This window comes from Bradyrhizobium sp. STM 3562 (assembly GCF_045571435.1).
Lineage (GTDB): Bacteria > Pseudomonadota > Alphaproteobacteria > Rhizobiales > Xanthobacteraceae > Bradyrhizobium.
In genome coordinates, this window is record NZ_CP120694.1 from 664,259 (window position 1) to 677,952 (window position 13,694).

At 64.1% G+C, this 13,694-nt stretch carries 13 protein-coding genes; 10 read left to right on the forward strand and 3 right to left on the reverse strand.

Annotation, left to right across the window (positions count from 1 at the left end; genetic code table 11):
* Positions 1-10 precede the first annotated feature (10 nt).
* The 4 genes from pstA (at position 11) to phoB (ending at position 3,172) form a co-directional block, all read left to right on the forward strand.
* Positions 11-856 carry a phosphate ABC transporter permease PstA gene (pstA, locus tag P6U23_RS03035; RefSeq protein ID WP_407181765.1) on the forward strand — a complete coding sequence of 282 codons (846 nt, stop codon included), beginning with the start codon at positions 11-13 and terminating at the stop codon, positions 854-856.
* A complete protein-coding gene (pstB, locus tag P6U23_RS03040; protein WP_407178130.1) occupies positions 853-1,674 on the forward strand; it encodes a phosphate ABC transporter ATP-binding protein PstB in 822 nt (273 codons plus the stop codon). Before pstA ends, pstB begins: the two co-directional genes overlap by 4 nt.
* A gap of 11 nt (positions 1,675-1,685) precedes the next feature.
* On the forward strand, positions 1,686-2,396 hold the full coding sequence (gene phoU / locus P6U23_RS03045; protein WP_407178131.1) for a phosphate signaling complex protein PhoU: 711 nt from the start codon (positions 1,686-1,688) through the stop codon (positions 2,394-2,396).
* A gap of 71 nt (positions 2,397-2,467) precedes the next feature.
* Complete coding sequence (gene phoB, locus P6U23_RS03050; protein ID WP_024510164.1) at positions 2,468-3,172, forward strand: phosphate regulon transcriptional regulator PhoB; 705 nt, start codon at positions 2,468-2,470, stop codon at positions 3,170-3,172.
* A gap of 215 nt (positions 3,173-3,387) precedes the next feature.
* On the opposite strand, the gene P6U23_RS03055 is transcribed toward phoB, so the two are convergent.
* On the reverse strand, positions 3,388-3,900 hold the full coding sequence (locus P6U23_RS03055) for a GcrA family cell cycle regulator (RefSeq protein WP_407178132.1): 513 nt from the start codon (positions 3,898-3,900) through the stop codon (positions 3,388-3,390).
* A gap of 493 nt (positions 3,901-4,393) precedes the next feature.
* Here P6U23_RS03055 and P6U23_RS03060 point away from each other — a divergent pair, with 493 nt between their 5' ends.
* The 3 genes from P6U23_RS03060 (at position 4,394) to P6U23_RS03070 (ending at position 7,785) form a co-directional block, all read left to right on the forward strand.
* On the forward strand, positions 4,394-5,605 hold the full coding sequence (locus P6U23_RS03060) for an aspartate aminotransferase family protein (protein ID WP_407178133.1): 1,212 nt from the start codon (positions 4,394-4,396) through the stop codon (positions 5,603-5,605).
* Entirely contained in the window at positions 5,602-6,522 is a 921-nt protein-coding gene (argF, locus tag P6U23_RS03065) for an ornithine carbamoyltransferase (RefSeq protein WP_407178134.1), read from the forward strand. The genes P6U23_RS03060 and argF overlap by 4 nt, the downstream gene beginning before the upstream one ends.
* Positions 6,523-6,768: 246 nt before the next feature.
* The gene (locus P6U23_RS03070; protein WP_407178135.1) at positions 6,769-7,785 is read left to right on the forward strand and encodes an Hsp33 family molecular chaperone; all 1,017 of its coding nucleotides are present in this window, start codon (positions 6,769-6,771) and stop codon (positions 7,783-7,785) included.
* 782 nt (positions 7,786-8,567) lie between these two features.
* Here the strand turns inward: P6U23_RS03070 and apaG are convergent.
* Positions 8,568-8,960 (reverse strand): Co2+/Mg2+ efflux protein ApaG, encoded by a 393-nt coding sequence (gene apaG, locus P6U23_RS03075; protein ID WP_024510159.1) that lies wholly within the window; start codon positions 8,958-8,960, stop codon positions 8,568-8,570.
* Between the two features lie 238 nt (positions 8,961-9,198).
* Between apaG and P6U23_RS03080 the strand changes: the two genes are divergently transcribed.
* The 3 genes from P6U23_RS03080 to P6U23_RS03090 are packed head-to-tail and all read left to right on the forward strand — an operon-like array spanning position 9,199 to position 12,276.
* Positions 9,199-10,452, forward strand: coding sequence for an OpgC domain-containing protein (locus P6U23_RS03080; RefSeq protein WP_407178136.1), 1,254 nt, complete (start codon positions 9,199-9,201; stop codon positions 10,450-10,452).
* Positions 10,452-11,201 (forward strand): SGNH/GDSL hydrolase family protein, encoded by a 750-nt coding sequence (locus tag P6U23_RS03085; RefSeq protein ID WP_407178137.1) that lies wholly within the window; start codon positions 10,452-10,454, stop codon positions 11,199-11,201. The genes P6U23_RS03080 and P6U23_RS03085 overlap by 1 nt, the downstream gene beginning before the upstream one ends.
* Before the next feature lie 13 nt (positions 11,202-11,214).
* The gene (locus tag P6U23_RS03090) at positions 11,215-12,276 is read left to right on the forward strand and encodes an SGNH/GDSL hydrolase family protein (protein WP_407178138.1); all 1,062 of its coding nucleotides are present in this window, start codon (positions 11,215-11,217) and stop codon (positions 12,274-12,276) included.
* Between the two features lie 209 nt (positions 12,277-12,485).
* Here the strand turns inward: P6U23_RS03090 and P6U23_RS03095 are convergent, their stop codons facing one another.
* Entirely contained in the window at positions 12,486-13,688 is a 1,203-nt protein-coding gene (locus P6U23_RS03095; protein ID WP_407178139.1) for an O-succinylhomoserine sulfhydrylase, read from the reverse strand.
* Between the last annotated feature and the right edge of the window lie 6 nt (positions 13,689-13,694).

Here is a 13,694-nt window from a genome sequence, read left to right on the forward strand (position 1 = left end):
GGGTGACGTCATCAATCCGATTTACGCGCGTCGCCGCCGCCGCGACATCATTGTCCGCGCGCTTTGCGTTGCCGCGGCGCTGTTCGGGGTCACCTGGCTGGCGCTGATCCTGATCACGCTGCTCTACAACGGCCTGACCGGGCTCAACCTGCAGGTCTTCACCCAGAGTACGCCGCCGCCCGGCTCGACCTCCGGCGGCCTGCTCAATGCCATCGTCGGCTCGGTCATCATGACCGTGATCGGGGTGGGCATCGGCGCTCCGCTCGGCCTGTTCGCGGGCACCTATCTCGCCGAATACGGCCGGCACGACCGCCTGACCTCGGTGATCCGTTTCATCAACGACATTCTGCTTTCCGCGCCCTCGATCATCATCGGCCTGTTCATCTATGGCGCGGTGGTGGTACCGATGGGCGGCTTTTCGGCGATCGCAGGCGCGCTCGCGCTCGCGGTGATCGTCATCCCCGTGGTGCTGCGCACCACCGAGGACATGCTGCTGCTCGTGCCCAACCCGCTGCGCGAGGCGGCATCCGCGCTCGGCCTGCCGCGCTCGCTGGTGATCAAGAAGATCGCCTATCGCGCCGCGCGCTCGGGGCTCATCACCGGCGTGCTGCTGGCGACCGCGCGCGTTGCCGGCGAAACCGCGCCGCTCCTGTTCACCGCGCTGTCGAACCAGTTCTTCAGCCTCGACCTGACCAAGACCATGGCCAACCTGCCGGTGACCATCAACAACTTCGTGCAGAGCCCCTACGACTATTGGAAGCAGCTCGCCTGGAGCGGGGCGCTGCTGATCACCCTGACCGTGCTCGCCTTGAACATTGGCGCGCGCATCCTTGGCGCCGAGAGGAGCGCAAAATGAACGATCTGTCCGTATCCGTGAGTACCAAGGCCAATCCGGCGGCCTCGGGGCATCTGCCGGAGGCTCCGGCGAAGGTGACGGCGCGCAATCTCAACTTCTACTACGGCGAGCACCACGCGCTGAAGAACATCAATCTGACGCTCGGCACCAACCGCGTCACTGCCTTCATCGGCCCGTCCGGCTGCGGCAAGTCCACGCTGCTGCGCATTTTCAACCGGATGTACGATCTCTATCCAGGACAGCGCGCCGCCGGTGAACTGAAGCTCGACGACACCGACATTCTCGATCCGAAGCTTGATCTCAATCTGCTGCGGGCGCGCGTCGGCATGGTGTTCCAGAAGCCGACGCCGTTCCCGATGACCATCTACGAGAACATCGCCTTCGGTATCCGCCTCTACGAGAAGCTGGCGAAGTCCGAGATGGACGACCGCGTCGAGAAGGCGCTGCGCGGCGGCGCGCTGTGGAACGAGGTCAAGGACAAGCTGAACGCCTCCGGCCTCAGCCTTTCCGGCGGCCAGCAGCAGCGGCTCTGCATTGCCCGCACCGTGGCGGTGCGCCCGGAAGTCATCCTGTTCGACGAACCGTGCTCGGCGCTGGACCCGATCTCGACCGCCAAGGTCGAGGAGCTGATCCAGGAATTGTCGGAGAATTACACCATCGCCATCGTCACCCACAACATGCAGCAGGCGGCGCGCGTCTCCGACAAGACCGCCTTCATGTATCTCGGCGAACTGATCGAGTTCGACGATACCAGCAAGATCTTCACGTCGCCGGGTGACCGCCGCACCCAGGACTACATCACCGGCCGCTTCGGCTGAGGAGAACGAATATGGGTTCCGAACATACAGCCAAGGCGTTCGACAGTGACCTGCAGGAGCTGACCCGTCTGGTTGCGGAGATGGGCGGCCTTGCCGAGCGCATGATCGTCGAGTCCGTGGATGCGCTGGTTCGCCACGACGTTGCGCTCGGCCAGCGCGTGGTCGCCGCCGATCTCGAGATCGACAACATGCAGCGCATGATCGAGGAGCGGGCGGTGCTCACCATCGCGCGGCGCCAGCCGATGGCGGTGGATCTGCGCGAGATCGTCGGCGCCATGCGGGTGGCGATCGATCTGGAGCGGATCGGCGACCTCGCCAAGAATATGGGCAAGCGCGTCGCGGCGCTGGAGAGCGATTTCCATCCGCTAAAGCTGATCCGCGGGCTCGAGCACATGACCGATCTGGTGCAGCAGCAGGTCAAGAGCGTGCTCGACGCCTATGCGGCCCACGACCTGCCGGCGGCGATGAGCGTGTGGAAGGGCGATGAGGAGGTCGACGCCATCTGCACCTCGCTGTTCCGCGAGCTCCTGACCTACATGATGGAGGACCCGCGCAACATCTCCTTCTGTATCCATCTGATGTTCTGCGCCAAAAACATCGAGCGGATCGGCGATCACGCGACCAACATCGCGGAAACGGTGTTCTACATGATCGAAGGTCAACAAATTCTCGACAAGCGCCCGAAGGGCGACACGACGGCCTTTGCCGTCCCGGGTAATTAGAGCACGATCCGAAAAAGTGGAAACCGCTTTTCGGATCAGATCATGCTGAAGCAAATGGAGAACTCCAAGCCATGAGCGCACGCATTCTGGTGGTGGAAGACGAGGAAGCGCTGACCACGCTGTTGCGCTATAATCTCGAGGCCGAAGGCTATGAAGTCGAAACGGTCGCACGCGGCGACGATGCCGACACGCGGCTGAAGGAGCGCGTCCCCGACCTGATCGTGCTGGACTGGATGCTGCCGGGCCTGTCGGGCATCGAACTGTGTCGGCGCTTGCGGGCGCGCCCCGAGACCAAGCAATTGCCGATCATCATGCTCACGGCGCGCGGCGAGGAGAGCGAGCGGGTGAGGGGCCTTGCGACCGGCGCCGACGACTACATCGTCAAGCCGTTCTCGGTGCCGGAACTGCTTGCCCGCGTGAAGGGCCTGCTCCGCCGCGCGAGCCCCGAGCGGCTAGCCACCGTGCTCGCCTACGGCGACATCGAGCTCGATCGCGAGAAGCGCCGCGTCGCCCGCTCGGGCCGGCCGATCGATCTCGGCCCGACTGAGTATCGCCTGCTCGAATTTTTCCTGGAGCATCCCGGCCGGGTGTTCTCGCGCGAGCAACTGCTCGACAGCGTCTGGGGCCGCGACATCTATATCGATGAGCGCACCGTCGACGTCCATATCGGCCGCCTGCGCAAACTGCTCAACCCCGGCCGCGAGCAGGATCCCATCCGCACCGTGCGCGGCGCCGGCTACGCGCTGGACGACCGCTTCGCGAAGGCGGAGTCGTAAGCGGTTCGGTAGTCGTCGCGGCGAGAGCGCTGCCAATCACTCGGCATCGTCCTGGCGAAAGCCAGGACCCATAATCACAGGCCCTTGTTGTCGCGATAGCTCAGCTCGTCGTGCCGCCGTGCGTGACAATGGCCGCCTGTGGTTATGGGTCCCGGCTCGGCGCTCGCTTTGCTCACTTGGCCGGGACGACAGCGGATACTTTGCCGCGACAGTCGTTACCTCGTCGGCTTATGCGCCGGCGTCCGCCGCCGGTCCGCCGCCGGCTGATAGGCGACGCGCGAGTGATGCGCGCAGTAGGGCAGGCCTGTAAGCGCCTTGCCGCCGCAGAAGAAGAAATCCGGGCTTGCGGGATCGCCAACCGGCCAGTGGCAGGTGGCCTCGTTCAATTCCAAGAGCGACAGGCGCTGGCTCATCGGCACGACGTTGTCGTAGGCGATGGGGTCGGGCTCGAGCTCCACCTCGAAGGCGTGGGCCAGCGCCGTGTTGCCGCGCGAGACCGGGCGCGACACCCGCATCATGTGCTGGGCCGGACGCGGCTTGCGCTGGCGCGGCGCAGCCGCCGCCGGGGCCTTGGCGCGGCCGGAGAGCCCAAGCCGATGCACTTTGCCGATCACAGCGTTGCGTGTCACGTTTCCGAGTTCTGCGGCGATCTGGCTGGCTGAAAGCCCGGCTTCCCAGAGCTTCTTTAGCTGTTCGACGCGCTCGTCTGACCAGGTCAATACTGTCATCGACTCCATCCTCCGCCTCACGCCGGCCGAACCTGTTCTTCCGGCGCTGCGATGCCCAATCCCAAAAACCCTTGCGGTCAGAATCCCTTAAGGCTCGCCGGGAGCGAAAAGCGCGCCCGGACGTGTACGCCAAACAGCCTAACTCTTGGGATCAAAACTGCCGCACGAGATGTCGTATCCGACGAAAAAGACGCTACAATATGCCGTGACTCCGGCGCAAGAGTCCGCAAGCGCCTTCCACATGTTCCGTGTTGTCAGAAACCCTTGTGCCATGCGGGATTCCTGCTGCATCCCACCGGAATCCTACGGAATCCCTGCGCTCGCATCAGGCGTGCTGATAAGGTTGACACTTATCCCCATGTGCATAAAATGCCCTCACGTGCCGCCCTGAAAAGGCGGCACGTTTCGTTTCCGGATCGGGTCGTTGATGCGACCATGTTAATTGCGCGCATCACGCCGGCCGCAACCCATCAGTGACTGCCAAGTGATCGTCATGACCAACAGCGCCGCGTCGCATCTGCTTCCCGTCTTCGCCAGGGTCGATCTCGCCTTCGAGCGAGGCGAGGGCGCATGGCTGATCGCAACCGACGGCGAGCGCTATCTCGATTTCACCTCGGGCGTCGCGGTGAATGCGCTCGGGCACGCGCACCCGCATCTCGTCAAGGCGCTGCAAGAGCAGGCGACGAAACTCTGGCACATGTCGAACCTGTTCAGGAGCCCGGACGGCGAGCGTCTCGCCGCTCGCCTCTGCGAGCAGAGCTTTGCGGATTATGTCTTCTTCTGCAATTCGGGCGCCGAGGCGATGGAAGGCGTGATCAAGGTCACGCGCAAGCATCACGCCGCCAAGGGGCATCCCGAGCGCTATCGTCTCGTCACCTTTGAGGGTGCATTCCACGGCCGCACGCTGGCGACGCTCGCCGCGACGGGCTCTGCCAAATATCTCGACGGCTTCGGTCCGCCGATGGACGGTTTTGATCAGGTGCCGCATGGCGACCTCGATGCCGTGAAAAAGGCGATCGGGCCGCATACGGCCGGAATCCTGATCGAGCCCATCCAGGGCGAGGGCGGCGTGCGCACCGCGCCCCATGCTTTCTTCAAGGGCTTGCGCGAACTCTGCGACACGCACGGCCTGCTGCTCGCATTCGACGAGGTGCAGACCGGCATGGGCCGCACCGGCGAGCTCTTCGCCTACAAGCGCCTCGGCGTGATCCCTGACGTGATGTCGCTTGCCAAGGCGCTCGGCGGCGGTTTTCCGATCGGCGCCGTGCTTGCGACCGCGGAGGCCGCGGCCGGCATGACGCCAGGCTCGCATGGCTCGACCTTTGGCGGCAATCCGCTCGCGGTCGCCGCGGCCGGCGCGGTGCTCGACGTCATGCTGCAGCCGGGCTTCTTCGAGCGCGTGCAAAGGATATCGTTGCTCTTGAAACAGAAGCTGGCCTCGGTGGTGGATCGCCACAAGAACATCATCTCGGAAGTGCGCGGCGAAGGCCTGCTGGTCGGCGTGAAGGCGGTGGTGCCCTCGGCCGATCTGGTGACGGCGTTGCGGGCGCAAAAACTGCTCACCGTCAGCGCCGGCGACAATGTGGTCCGCTTCCTGCCGCCCTTGATCGTGACCGAGGCGGAGATCGAACAATCCGTCGACATGCTCGAGCGCGCCTGCGTCGCGCTGTCGAGCGGTCCGTCGAAGCAGGCGGTAAGCCAATGAGCAAGCCGCGGCATTTCCTTGATATCAACGCGCTGCCGCTGGCGGAGTTGCGCCGCATGCTGGCCGCCGGCAACGCGATGAAGACGAAGCTGAAGGCGCACGAGAAGCCGCAAAAGCCGCTCGAAGGCAAGACACTCGCGATGATTTTCGAGCGGCCCTCGACGCGCACGCGGGTGTCGTTCGACGTCGGCATGCGCCAGCTCGGTGGTGAATCCATCATGCTGACAGGCGCGGAGATGCAGCTCGGCCGCGGCGAGACCATCGCCGATACCGCGCGCGTGCTGTCGCGCTATGTCGATGCCATCATGATCCGCATCCTCAATCACGAGGCGCTGCTGGAGCTTGCCGCCCACGCTACCGTCCCCGTGATCAACGGGCTGACGCGGCGCTCGCATCCCTGCCAGGTGATGGCGGACCTGATGACCTTCGAGGAACATCGCGGGCCGATCCAGGGCAAGACGGTCGCCTGGACCGGCGACGACAACAACGTGCTGGCCTCGTGGGCGCATGCGGCGGAACGCTTCAAGTTCACGCTCAATGTCGCCACCCCGCCGGAGCTCGCGCCGAAGAAGGCGATGCGTGACTGGATCAAGGCGACCAACGCCTCGATCGTGCTCGGCAACGATCCGGAAGAGGCCGTACGCGGCGCCGATTGTGTCGTCACCGACACCTGGGTGTCGATGGGCGACAAGGACGGCGAGCATCGTCACAATCTGCTCAAGCCCTATCAGGTCAACGCCAAGCTGATGTCGCTCGCCAAACCCGATGCGCTGTTCATGCACTGTCTGCCCGCGCATCGCGGCGAGGAGGTCACCGACGAGGTGATCGACGGGCCGCAGTCCGTGGTGTTCGACGAGGCCGAAAACCGCCTGCATGCGCAAAAGGGCATTTTGGCCTGGTGCTTCGACGCGGTGTAGACCCGCCGCAAGTACACTGTCGTCCCGGCGAAAGCCGGGACCCCCAGCGCGAGCGCTTGCGCTCGTCGCGATACTGCGTGATCTATCGAGAGAGCAGAATGGCAGACGCCTTTCTGCCGCAACTAAAGCCTGGGGTTATGGGTCCTGGCTTTCGCCAGGACGACGGCCCTGCTTGGGACGGCTGCTTGCCCGCGACCACAGGTCAACCCCTTTCGTTTCGCGCGTTCCGACCCCAGATAGAGCGCCATGACCTCTCAATCCCCCGACAGCAAAATCACTCGCGAGCCCCCCGTTCGGGCGCCATCCTCCGTTCCAGTCGACGACGCGATCCTGCCATTTGAGGTCGGCGCGCTCGATTTGCGCGGCCGGCTGAGCCGGCTCGGGCCGACGCTCGACGACATCCTGACCAAGCACGATTATCCCGCGCCCGTCGGCAAGCTGCTGGGCGAGGCGATCGTGCTGACGACGCTGCTCGGTTCATCGCTGAAATTCGACGGCCGCTTTATCCTGCAGACCCAGACCGACGGGCCGGTCTCCTTCATGGTGGTCGATTTCCAGGCGCCGGACCGTTTGCGCGCCTATGCGCGGTTCGATGCCGACCGGCTCACGCCGGGAGCGGATTCCGCTGCGCTGCTCGGGAAGGGCCATCTCGCCATGACCATCGACCAGGGTCCGGACATGAGCCGCTATCAGGGGCTGGTGGCGCTGCATGGCGGCAGCCTGGAAGATGCCGCGCATGAATATTTTCTGCGCTCGGAACAGATTCCGACGCGCGTGCGGCTCGCGGTGGGCGAGGAATGGCGCGGCGGCGATGGGCGCGCCACGCATCGCTGGCGCGCCGGCGGGTTGTTGATGCAGTTCCTGCCGAAGGCGCCGGAGCGTGCGCGCCAGGCCGATTTGCATCCGGGCGATGCGCCCGAAGGCACCGCCCCGCACGAAGTGAAGGAAGATGATGCCTGGATCGAGGGACAGTCGCTGATGGCGACGGTGGAGGACGTCGAGCTGATCGATCCCGATCTCTCCGGCGAGCGGCTGCTGTATCGCCTGTTTCACGAGCGCGGCGTACGGGTATTTTCGTCACAGCGGCTGCAGGCGCGATGCTCCTGCTCGCGCGACGCCGTCGCATCGATGCTGAAGAGCTTTGCGGCGAAAGACCGCGCCGAGATGGTGCAGGACGGCAAGGTCGAGGTGACCTGCGAGTTCTGCAGCTCGGTCTATCAATTCACGCCGCACGAAGCCGGCGTGGAAGAAGGCGCGGTGTAGAACCTCCGGTTTGCAAGATCGCTTGAACGACGTGAAACCCATCATTGCGGCTGCGCTGCTTTTGACCGGTTTCGCTACGCTCAACCGCTCCTACGAGGCGAGCTTGCCCGTCGCGTTAATCTGTCGCATGCCGGTGCGCTTGTGCCGTCGGGCAAATCACCTGCACTTCTTGGCGCGTCCCGCCTCGATGAAGAGGGCGTATCGCGATCGTCACGAAACGTGAGGCGGGATGCGGTGGCCGCTGATGTGTTGAAGACGAACGACACGTGAAGCGGACGGCGAAGTCGTGTGGTCCTGGCGCCCCAAGGCTGGCGCTAAATTGGCGAGGATGCATTCGCATCGCGCCGATGACGGTGACAACAAAGTCTGGCTCACCGGGGAGAGCGCGAAGTAAGCCGTAAAACCACTCGCGCAGGGAAGGCCGGAGTGTCTCCGCCTGTACCTGTGGTCAACGCGCGCTTCGCGCAATTTTTTGCGCGGAGACCCCGGGTGCGGCGGCCACCCGGCCTTCCCTGCGCCCTCTGATTTTCGGGAGGGGCCTCGATGATGCAAAACTCGCGCGAACTTCGCTGCGAGAACGCGGCTGCTTGGCAGCGGTCTTCGCGTGGCCCATCCTTCGAGACGCCGCGGAGCCTCATCGGGCCGCTCCTTACGCGGACCGGTTGGCGGCTCGTCAGGATGAGGTTCATGCGTGGCGCGCGGTTAGCCCTCATGGTGAGGAGGCGCGCAGCGCCGTCTCGAACCATGAGGCCCGGATGCGTTATGATGCCGGTGCAGGGATGCTAGTTCAACACCCGCCTGCTGTCGGGGCTGTCGAGCGAGAAGGTCGGCACGTCGATTTCGAAGCGCTCGCCGGTTTCACTGACCATCTGGTAGCGGCCGGTCATGAAGCCGGACGCGGTGGAGAGCGGGACGCCGCTGGTATATTCGAAGCGCTCGCCGGGTGCGAGCACGGGCTGTTCGCCGACAACACCTTCGCCGCGGACCTCCTGTTGCTTTCCGGAGGCGTCGGTGATGATCCAGTGCCGGGTGCGGAGCTGCACCGTCTCATCGCCGGTATTCGTGATCACGATGGTGTAGGACCAGAAATAGCGGGACTGCTCCACGGAGGAGCGTTCAGGCATGAAGTTCGGCTCGACGGTGACTTCGATTCGGCGGGTAACGGCGCGATACATGGTCTCATCATAGCCAAAACCCGCCACGGAACCAATCGTGCAGCTTGCGGAAAACGGCTAGGATCCTCAAATGCAAACCGCGCTTTGACCATAGTTCCGATTTATCCGGTGTGCGCTGGCCGTCCGGCGGCCTCGAACCCCGGTATCTGACCTGCGATTTGGCCTGCGGGCGACCGGATATATTATTCGTTTCATTGCGCCGGCGTGCTTTGCCGCCGGCCTGCCTGAACGGTGATTGATGGCATCCGTTGTCGACCGAGTGACCGGGCTACCCGTACCCGCTGCCGCGGAGGCGCCGGCGCGCGACGCCGCGGCCGTTGCGAGCTCGCGCTCGATTGCGCTGCCTGCGGTCGGCGAGCGCGAGCTGCGGCTCGACCTGTTTCGCGGACTCGCGCTGTGGCTGATCTTCGTCGATCATTTGCCGCCGAGCCTTTTGACCTGGCTCACCATCCGCAATTACGGCTTCTCCGACGCTACCGAGATCTTCATTTTCATCTCCGGCTACACCGCGGCCTTCGTCTATGGCCGCGCGCTGCTGGAGTCCGGCTTCATCGTCGCCACCGCCCGCATCCTGCGGCGCGCGTGGCAGATCTATGTCGCGCACGTCTTCCTCTTCACCATCTTCCTGGCGGAAATCTCCTACGTCGCAACCTCCTTCGAGAACCCGCTCTATTCGGAAGAAATGGGCATCATGGATTTTCTCAAGCAGCCCGATGTCACCATCATCCAGGCGCTGCTGCTGCGTTTTCGTCCCGTCAACATGGACGTGCTGCCGCTCTACATCGTGCTGATGCTGTCGCTGCCCTTGATCCTGGTGCTGATGCGCTGGAGGGCCGATCTGACACTGGCGCTGTCGGTGCTGCTCTACGCCGTCACCTGGGAATATGACCTTTCCTTCTCGGCCTATCCGAACGGGGTCTGGATGTTCAACCCGCTCGCCTGGCAATTGCTGTTCGTGTTCGGCGCCTGGTGTGCGCTCGGCGGAGCGCAGCGCATGTCGAGGATCCTGTCGTCGAACATCACCCTATGGGTTTGCATCGTCTATTTGATCGCGGCCTTCTTTGTGACGCTGACCTGGTACGTGCCGCAGCTTGGTCATGTGTTGCCGCGCTGGATCGAGCAATGGATGTATCCGATCGACAAGACCGATCTCGACGTGCTGCGTTTCGCGCATTTTCTGGCGCTGGCCGCGATCACGGTGCGCTTCTTGCCGCGCCACTGGTCGGGGCTGAAATCGCCCTGGCTGAAGCCCATGATCCTGTGCGGTCAGCATTCCCTGGAGATATTCTGTCTCGGTGTGTTCCTCGCTTTCGCTGGACACTTCATCCTGGCCGAAGGGGCCGGCGGTGCTGCGCTGCACGCGCTCATCAGCATTTGCGGGATCGTCATCATGTCGTGCGTGGCCTGGCTGATTTCATGGTACAAACACTCCGCCGACAAGAGCGCGAAAAAGGGCGCCCGCGGCAACGCCGATTTGGCGGGAGGGGGTTAATGCGATCGGGATTGATCCTGGGACTGGCTTTGTTCGCGTGCGTCGCGGTCGCACCGGCTGCGCGTGCCGAGGAAGCCGAAGCGTGCCAGGTGCCGGCTTCGCTGCTGTCGACCGAAAGCTCGCTGCCCAAGGTGGCGGACGCAGTCAGGAACAGCCGGCCGCTGGAGATTCTGGTCGTGGGCAGCCGCTCCTCGACGATCTCCGGCTCGCAGGATGCGGCCTACCCGGCACGCTTGCAGGCTGCGCTGAAGGACAAGCTTCCGGGCGCAACCGTTAACGTCTCGGTAGAGATCGCGCCGAAGCAGACCGCGGAAGAGGCCGCCGGCAGCTTTGTTAAGCTTCTGGAAGCAAAAAGCCCTACTTTGGTGGTCTGGCAGACGGGAACCGTGGATGCTATGCGATCGACGGATCCCGACGATTTTCGTGCCGCCGTCGGCAACGGCGTCACTGCGCTGCAAAATGCGGGAGCCGACGTGGTGCTGATGAACCTCCAATATAGTCCGCGCACCGAGACCATGATCTCGGGCTCGCCCTATCTGGACAATATCCGCGCGGTGGCACAGGAGCACGATATCCCGTTGTTTGACCGCTTCTCGATCATGCGCCAATGGAACGAGCAGGGCGATTTCGATCTCTACAGCGCCGTGCATGGCACTGACCTTGCCAAGCGCGTGCACGACTGTATCGGGCGCGCGCTGTCGAACTTCATTTTCGATGCGGCCCATCTCGGCCCGGCGCAGCAGAATTAGGACGTTCGTGTTGATGAGTTTGTTGCGTTCGCGTTCTTCCTGCCCTTTTTGCGTAACGGCATCGCTGTCGATCGCAACGCTCGCGGCGGCGCTCATGCTGTTTGCGCCGATCTCCGCGGGTGCTCAGGGTGTCCAGGCCGCGCCTTCGTCGCAACCGGCGGCGGCTTCTGACCATCCCGGCACGCCGGCGCCGGCGGACACGGGCAGTGCCGCAACGGCGGCAGCCGGCGACCAGGGCCAAGCCTCCCAGCAATCCGCGGCTGCGCAGAACAAGAGCCCCGACAAGAGCCTTGCCGCGAAAGCGCTCGACAAGGTCAAGCAGGTCGCAAAATCGGCCGGTGATATCTTCAGCCGCGTGCCCTGCCTGCCGCCGAAGGGCGGCGCCAAGCCGATGGGGACGTTGCCGCATGTGGCGGCCAAGCTGGCCTCAGGTAAGCCCGTCGTCATTATCGCCTTCGGCTCGTCCTCGACGGAGGGCTACGGCAGCAGCTCGCCCGAATATACCTACCCGAACCGCTTGGCGGCGCGGTTGCGCCGGCAATATCCGTCCGCGAATATCACCGTCATCAATGCGGGGCGCGGGGGCGAGGATGCGCCGGAAATGATGAAGCGGTTGCAGAGCTCGGTGATCGACCTGCATCCCGATCTCGTCATCTGGCAGGTCGGCACCAATGCCGTGCTGCGCAATCTCGATCCCGACGCTACAGCAAAGACGGTTGACGACGGGGTTGCGCGAATTCAGGCCGCCGGCAGCGACGTCGTGCTGGTCGATTTGCAATACTCACCGCGCGTCACCGAGCACCCGGAAAGCGCGAGCAAGATGATCCGCTTGCTCGACAAGGTCGCGCAGCTTCATCACATCGGCATCTTCCCGCGCTTTGAGGTGATGCGGGAGTGGCACGAGCAGCAGGCGTTGCCGATCGACAGTTTTGTCATCGCCGACGGCCTGCACATGAACGATTGGGGCTATGCCTGCTTCGCGCAACTGCTCGGCGACGACATCATCCACTCGGTCGGCCAGCTCAAGATCGGCGTCAACGTGCCCGCGACGGTGCAGACCTATCGGCCGATGTGACTTTGCGCGTTGAGTTGGTCACTGTTGTCCGGGCCGATCAACCCTCTGCCGTCGTCCCGGACAAACGAGCGAAGCGAGTGCAGATCCGGGACCCATAACCCAGGCGGCAGTTATTGGGCGAATTGGAACGACGAGCCATCGCAACAACTACCGCCTGGGTTATGAGTCCCCGCTTTCGCGGGGACGACAACGAGAGTGTGGGCGCGGGCTTACGCCTTCGCCAGCGCAGCGGTGACATCCTCGATCAGATCGTCCGGATGCTCGAGCCCCGCCGAGAAGCGGATGAAGCCCTCGCTGATGCCGAGCTCGGCGCGGGCTTCCGGTGAAAGCCGCTGATGGGTGGTGGTCGCGGGATGCGTGACCAGGCTCTTGGCATCGCCGAGATTGTTGGAGATGCGCGCGAGCTTGAGGCCATTGAGGAAGCGGAAAGCGCCCGCCTTGCCGCCCTTCACCTCGAAGCCGACCAGCGTCGAGCCTGCGCGCATCTGCTTCTTCACGAGCGCGGCCTGCGGATGATCCTCGCGCCCGGGATAGACCAGCCGCGCAATCTTCGGATGCTTGGCAAGTGTGTCGGTAACGCGCGCCGCATTGTCCGTCTGCGCGCGCACGCGCACTGCGAGCGTCTCGAGGCCCTTGAGCAGCACCCAGGCATTGAACGGCGAGATGGAAGGGCCGGTCTGCCGCATGAAATTGTGCAGATGCTCGTTCACGAACGCTTCCGAGGACAGGATCATGCCGCCGAGGCAGCGGCCCTGGCCGTCGATGTGCTTGGTCGCGGAATAGACCACGACGTCGGCCCCGAGCGCGAGTGGGCTCTGCCAGATCGGGGTCGCGAACACATTGTCGACGATCAGCCGGGCGCCGGCGGCGTGGGCGATCTCGGCGATCGCGGGAATGTCGAGCACGTCGAGCGTCGGATTGGTCGGGCTCTCCAGGAAGAAGCTCTTGGTGTTCGGCCGCACCGCGCGCTGCCAGTCGTCGAGGTCGAGGCCGTTGACCAGCGTCGACTGGATGCCATAGCGCGGCAGCAGATCCTCCACCACATAACGGCAGGAGCCGAACACCTGCTTGGAGGCCACCACGTGGTCGCCCGCCTTCAGCGGTGCCAGGATGGCGGTGGTCACCGCGGCCATGCCGGTCGCGGCGGCGCGCCCGGCTTCGGCACCCTCCAGCTCGATCATCCGACGCTCGAACATCGCAATGGTCGGGTTGGAATAGCGCGAATAGATGTAGCCGGGGTCCTCGCCCTTGAACCGCGCCTCGCACAGTTCCGCGGTCTCGTAGACATAGCCTTGGGTCAGGAACAGCCCTTCCGACGTCTCCCCGAATTCGGAGCGCAGCGTGCCGGAATGGACCAGGCGGGTCTCGGGACGAAGGTGGGCCGTGTGGGACGGAGCGGTAGACTTGGACATGTGACC

Bases quoted from the DNA above. Each gene is read 5' to 3' on its own strand.
- pstB (WP_407178130.1), top strand. From the start codon at position 853: ATGAACGATCTGTCCGTATCCGTGAGTACCAAGGCCAATCCGGCGGCC.
- phoU (WP_407178131.1), top strand. From the start codon at position 1,686: ATGGGTTCCGAACATACAGCCAAGGCGTTCGACAGTGACCTGCAGGAG.
- phoB (WP_024510164.1), top strand. From the start codon at position 2,468: ATGAGCGCACGCATTCTGGTGGTGGAAGACGAGGAAGCGCTGACCACG.
- P6U23_RS03055 (WP_407178132.1), bottom strand. From the start codon at position 3,900: ATGACAGTATTGACCTGGTCAGACGAGCGCGTCGAACAGCTAAAGAAG.
- P6U23_RS03060 (WP_407178133.1), top strand. From the start codon at position 4,394: ATGACCAACAGCGCCGCGTCGCATCTGCTTCCCGTCTTCGCCAGGGTC.
- argF (WP_407178134.1), top strand. From the start codon at position 5,602: ATGAGCAAGCCGCGGCATTTCCTTGATATCAACGCGCTGCCGCTGGCG.
- P6U23_RS03070 (WP_407178135.1), top strand. From the start codon at position 6,769: ATGACCTCTCAATCCCCCGACAGCAAAATCACTCGCGAGCCCCCCGTT.
- apaG (WP_024510159.1), bottom strand. From the start codon at position 8,960: ATGTATCGCGCCGTTACCCGCCGAATCGAAGTCACCGTCGAGCCGAAC.
- P6U23_RS03080 (WP_407178136.1), top strand. From the start codon at position 9,199: ATGGCATCCGTTGTCGACCGAGTGACCGGGCTACCCGTACCCGCTGCC.
- P6U23_RS03085 (WP_407178137.1), top strand. From the start codon at position 10,452: ATGCGATCGGGATTGATCCTGGGACTGGCTTTGTTCGCGTGCGTCGCG.
- P6U23_RS03090 (WP_407178138.1), top strand. From the start codon at position 11,215: ATGAGTTTGTTGCGTTCGCGTTCTTCCTGCCCTTTTTGCGTAACGGCA.
- P6U23_RS03095 (WP_407178139.1), bottom strand. From the start codon at position 13,688: ATGTCCAAGTCTACCGCTCCGTCCCACACGGCCCACCTTCGTCCCGAG.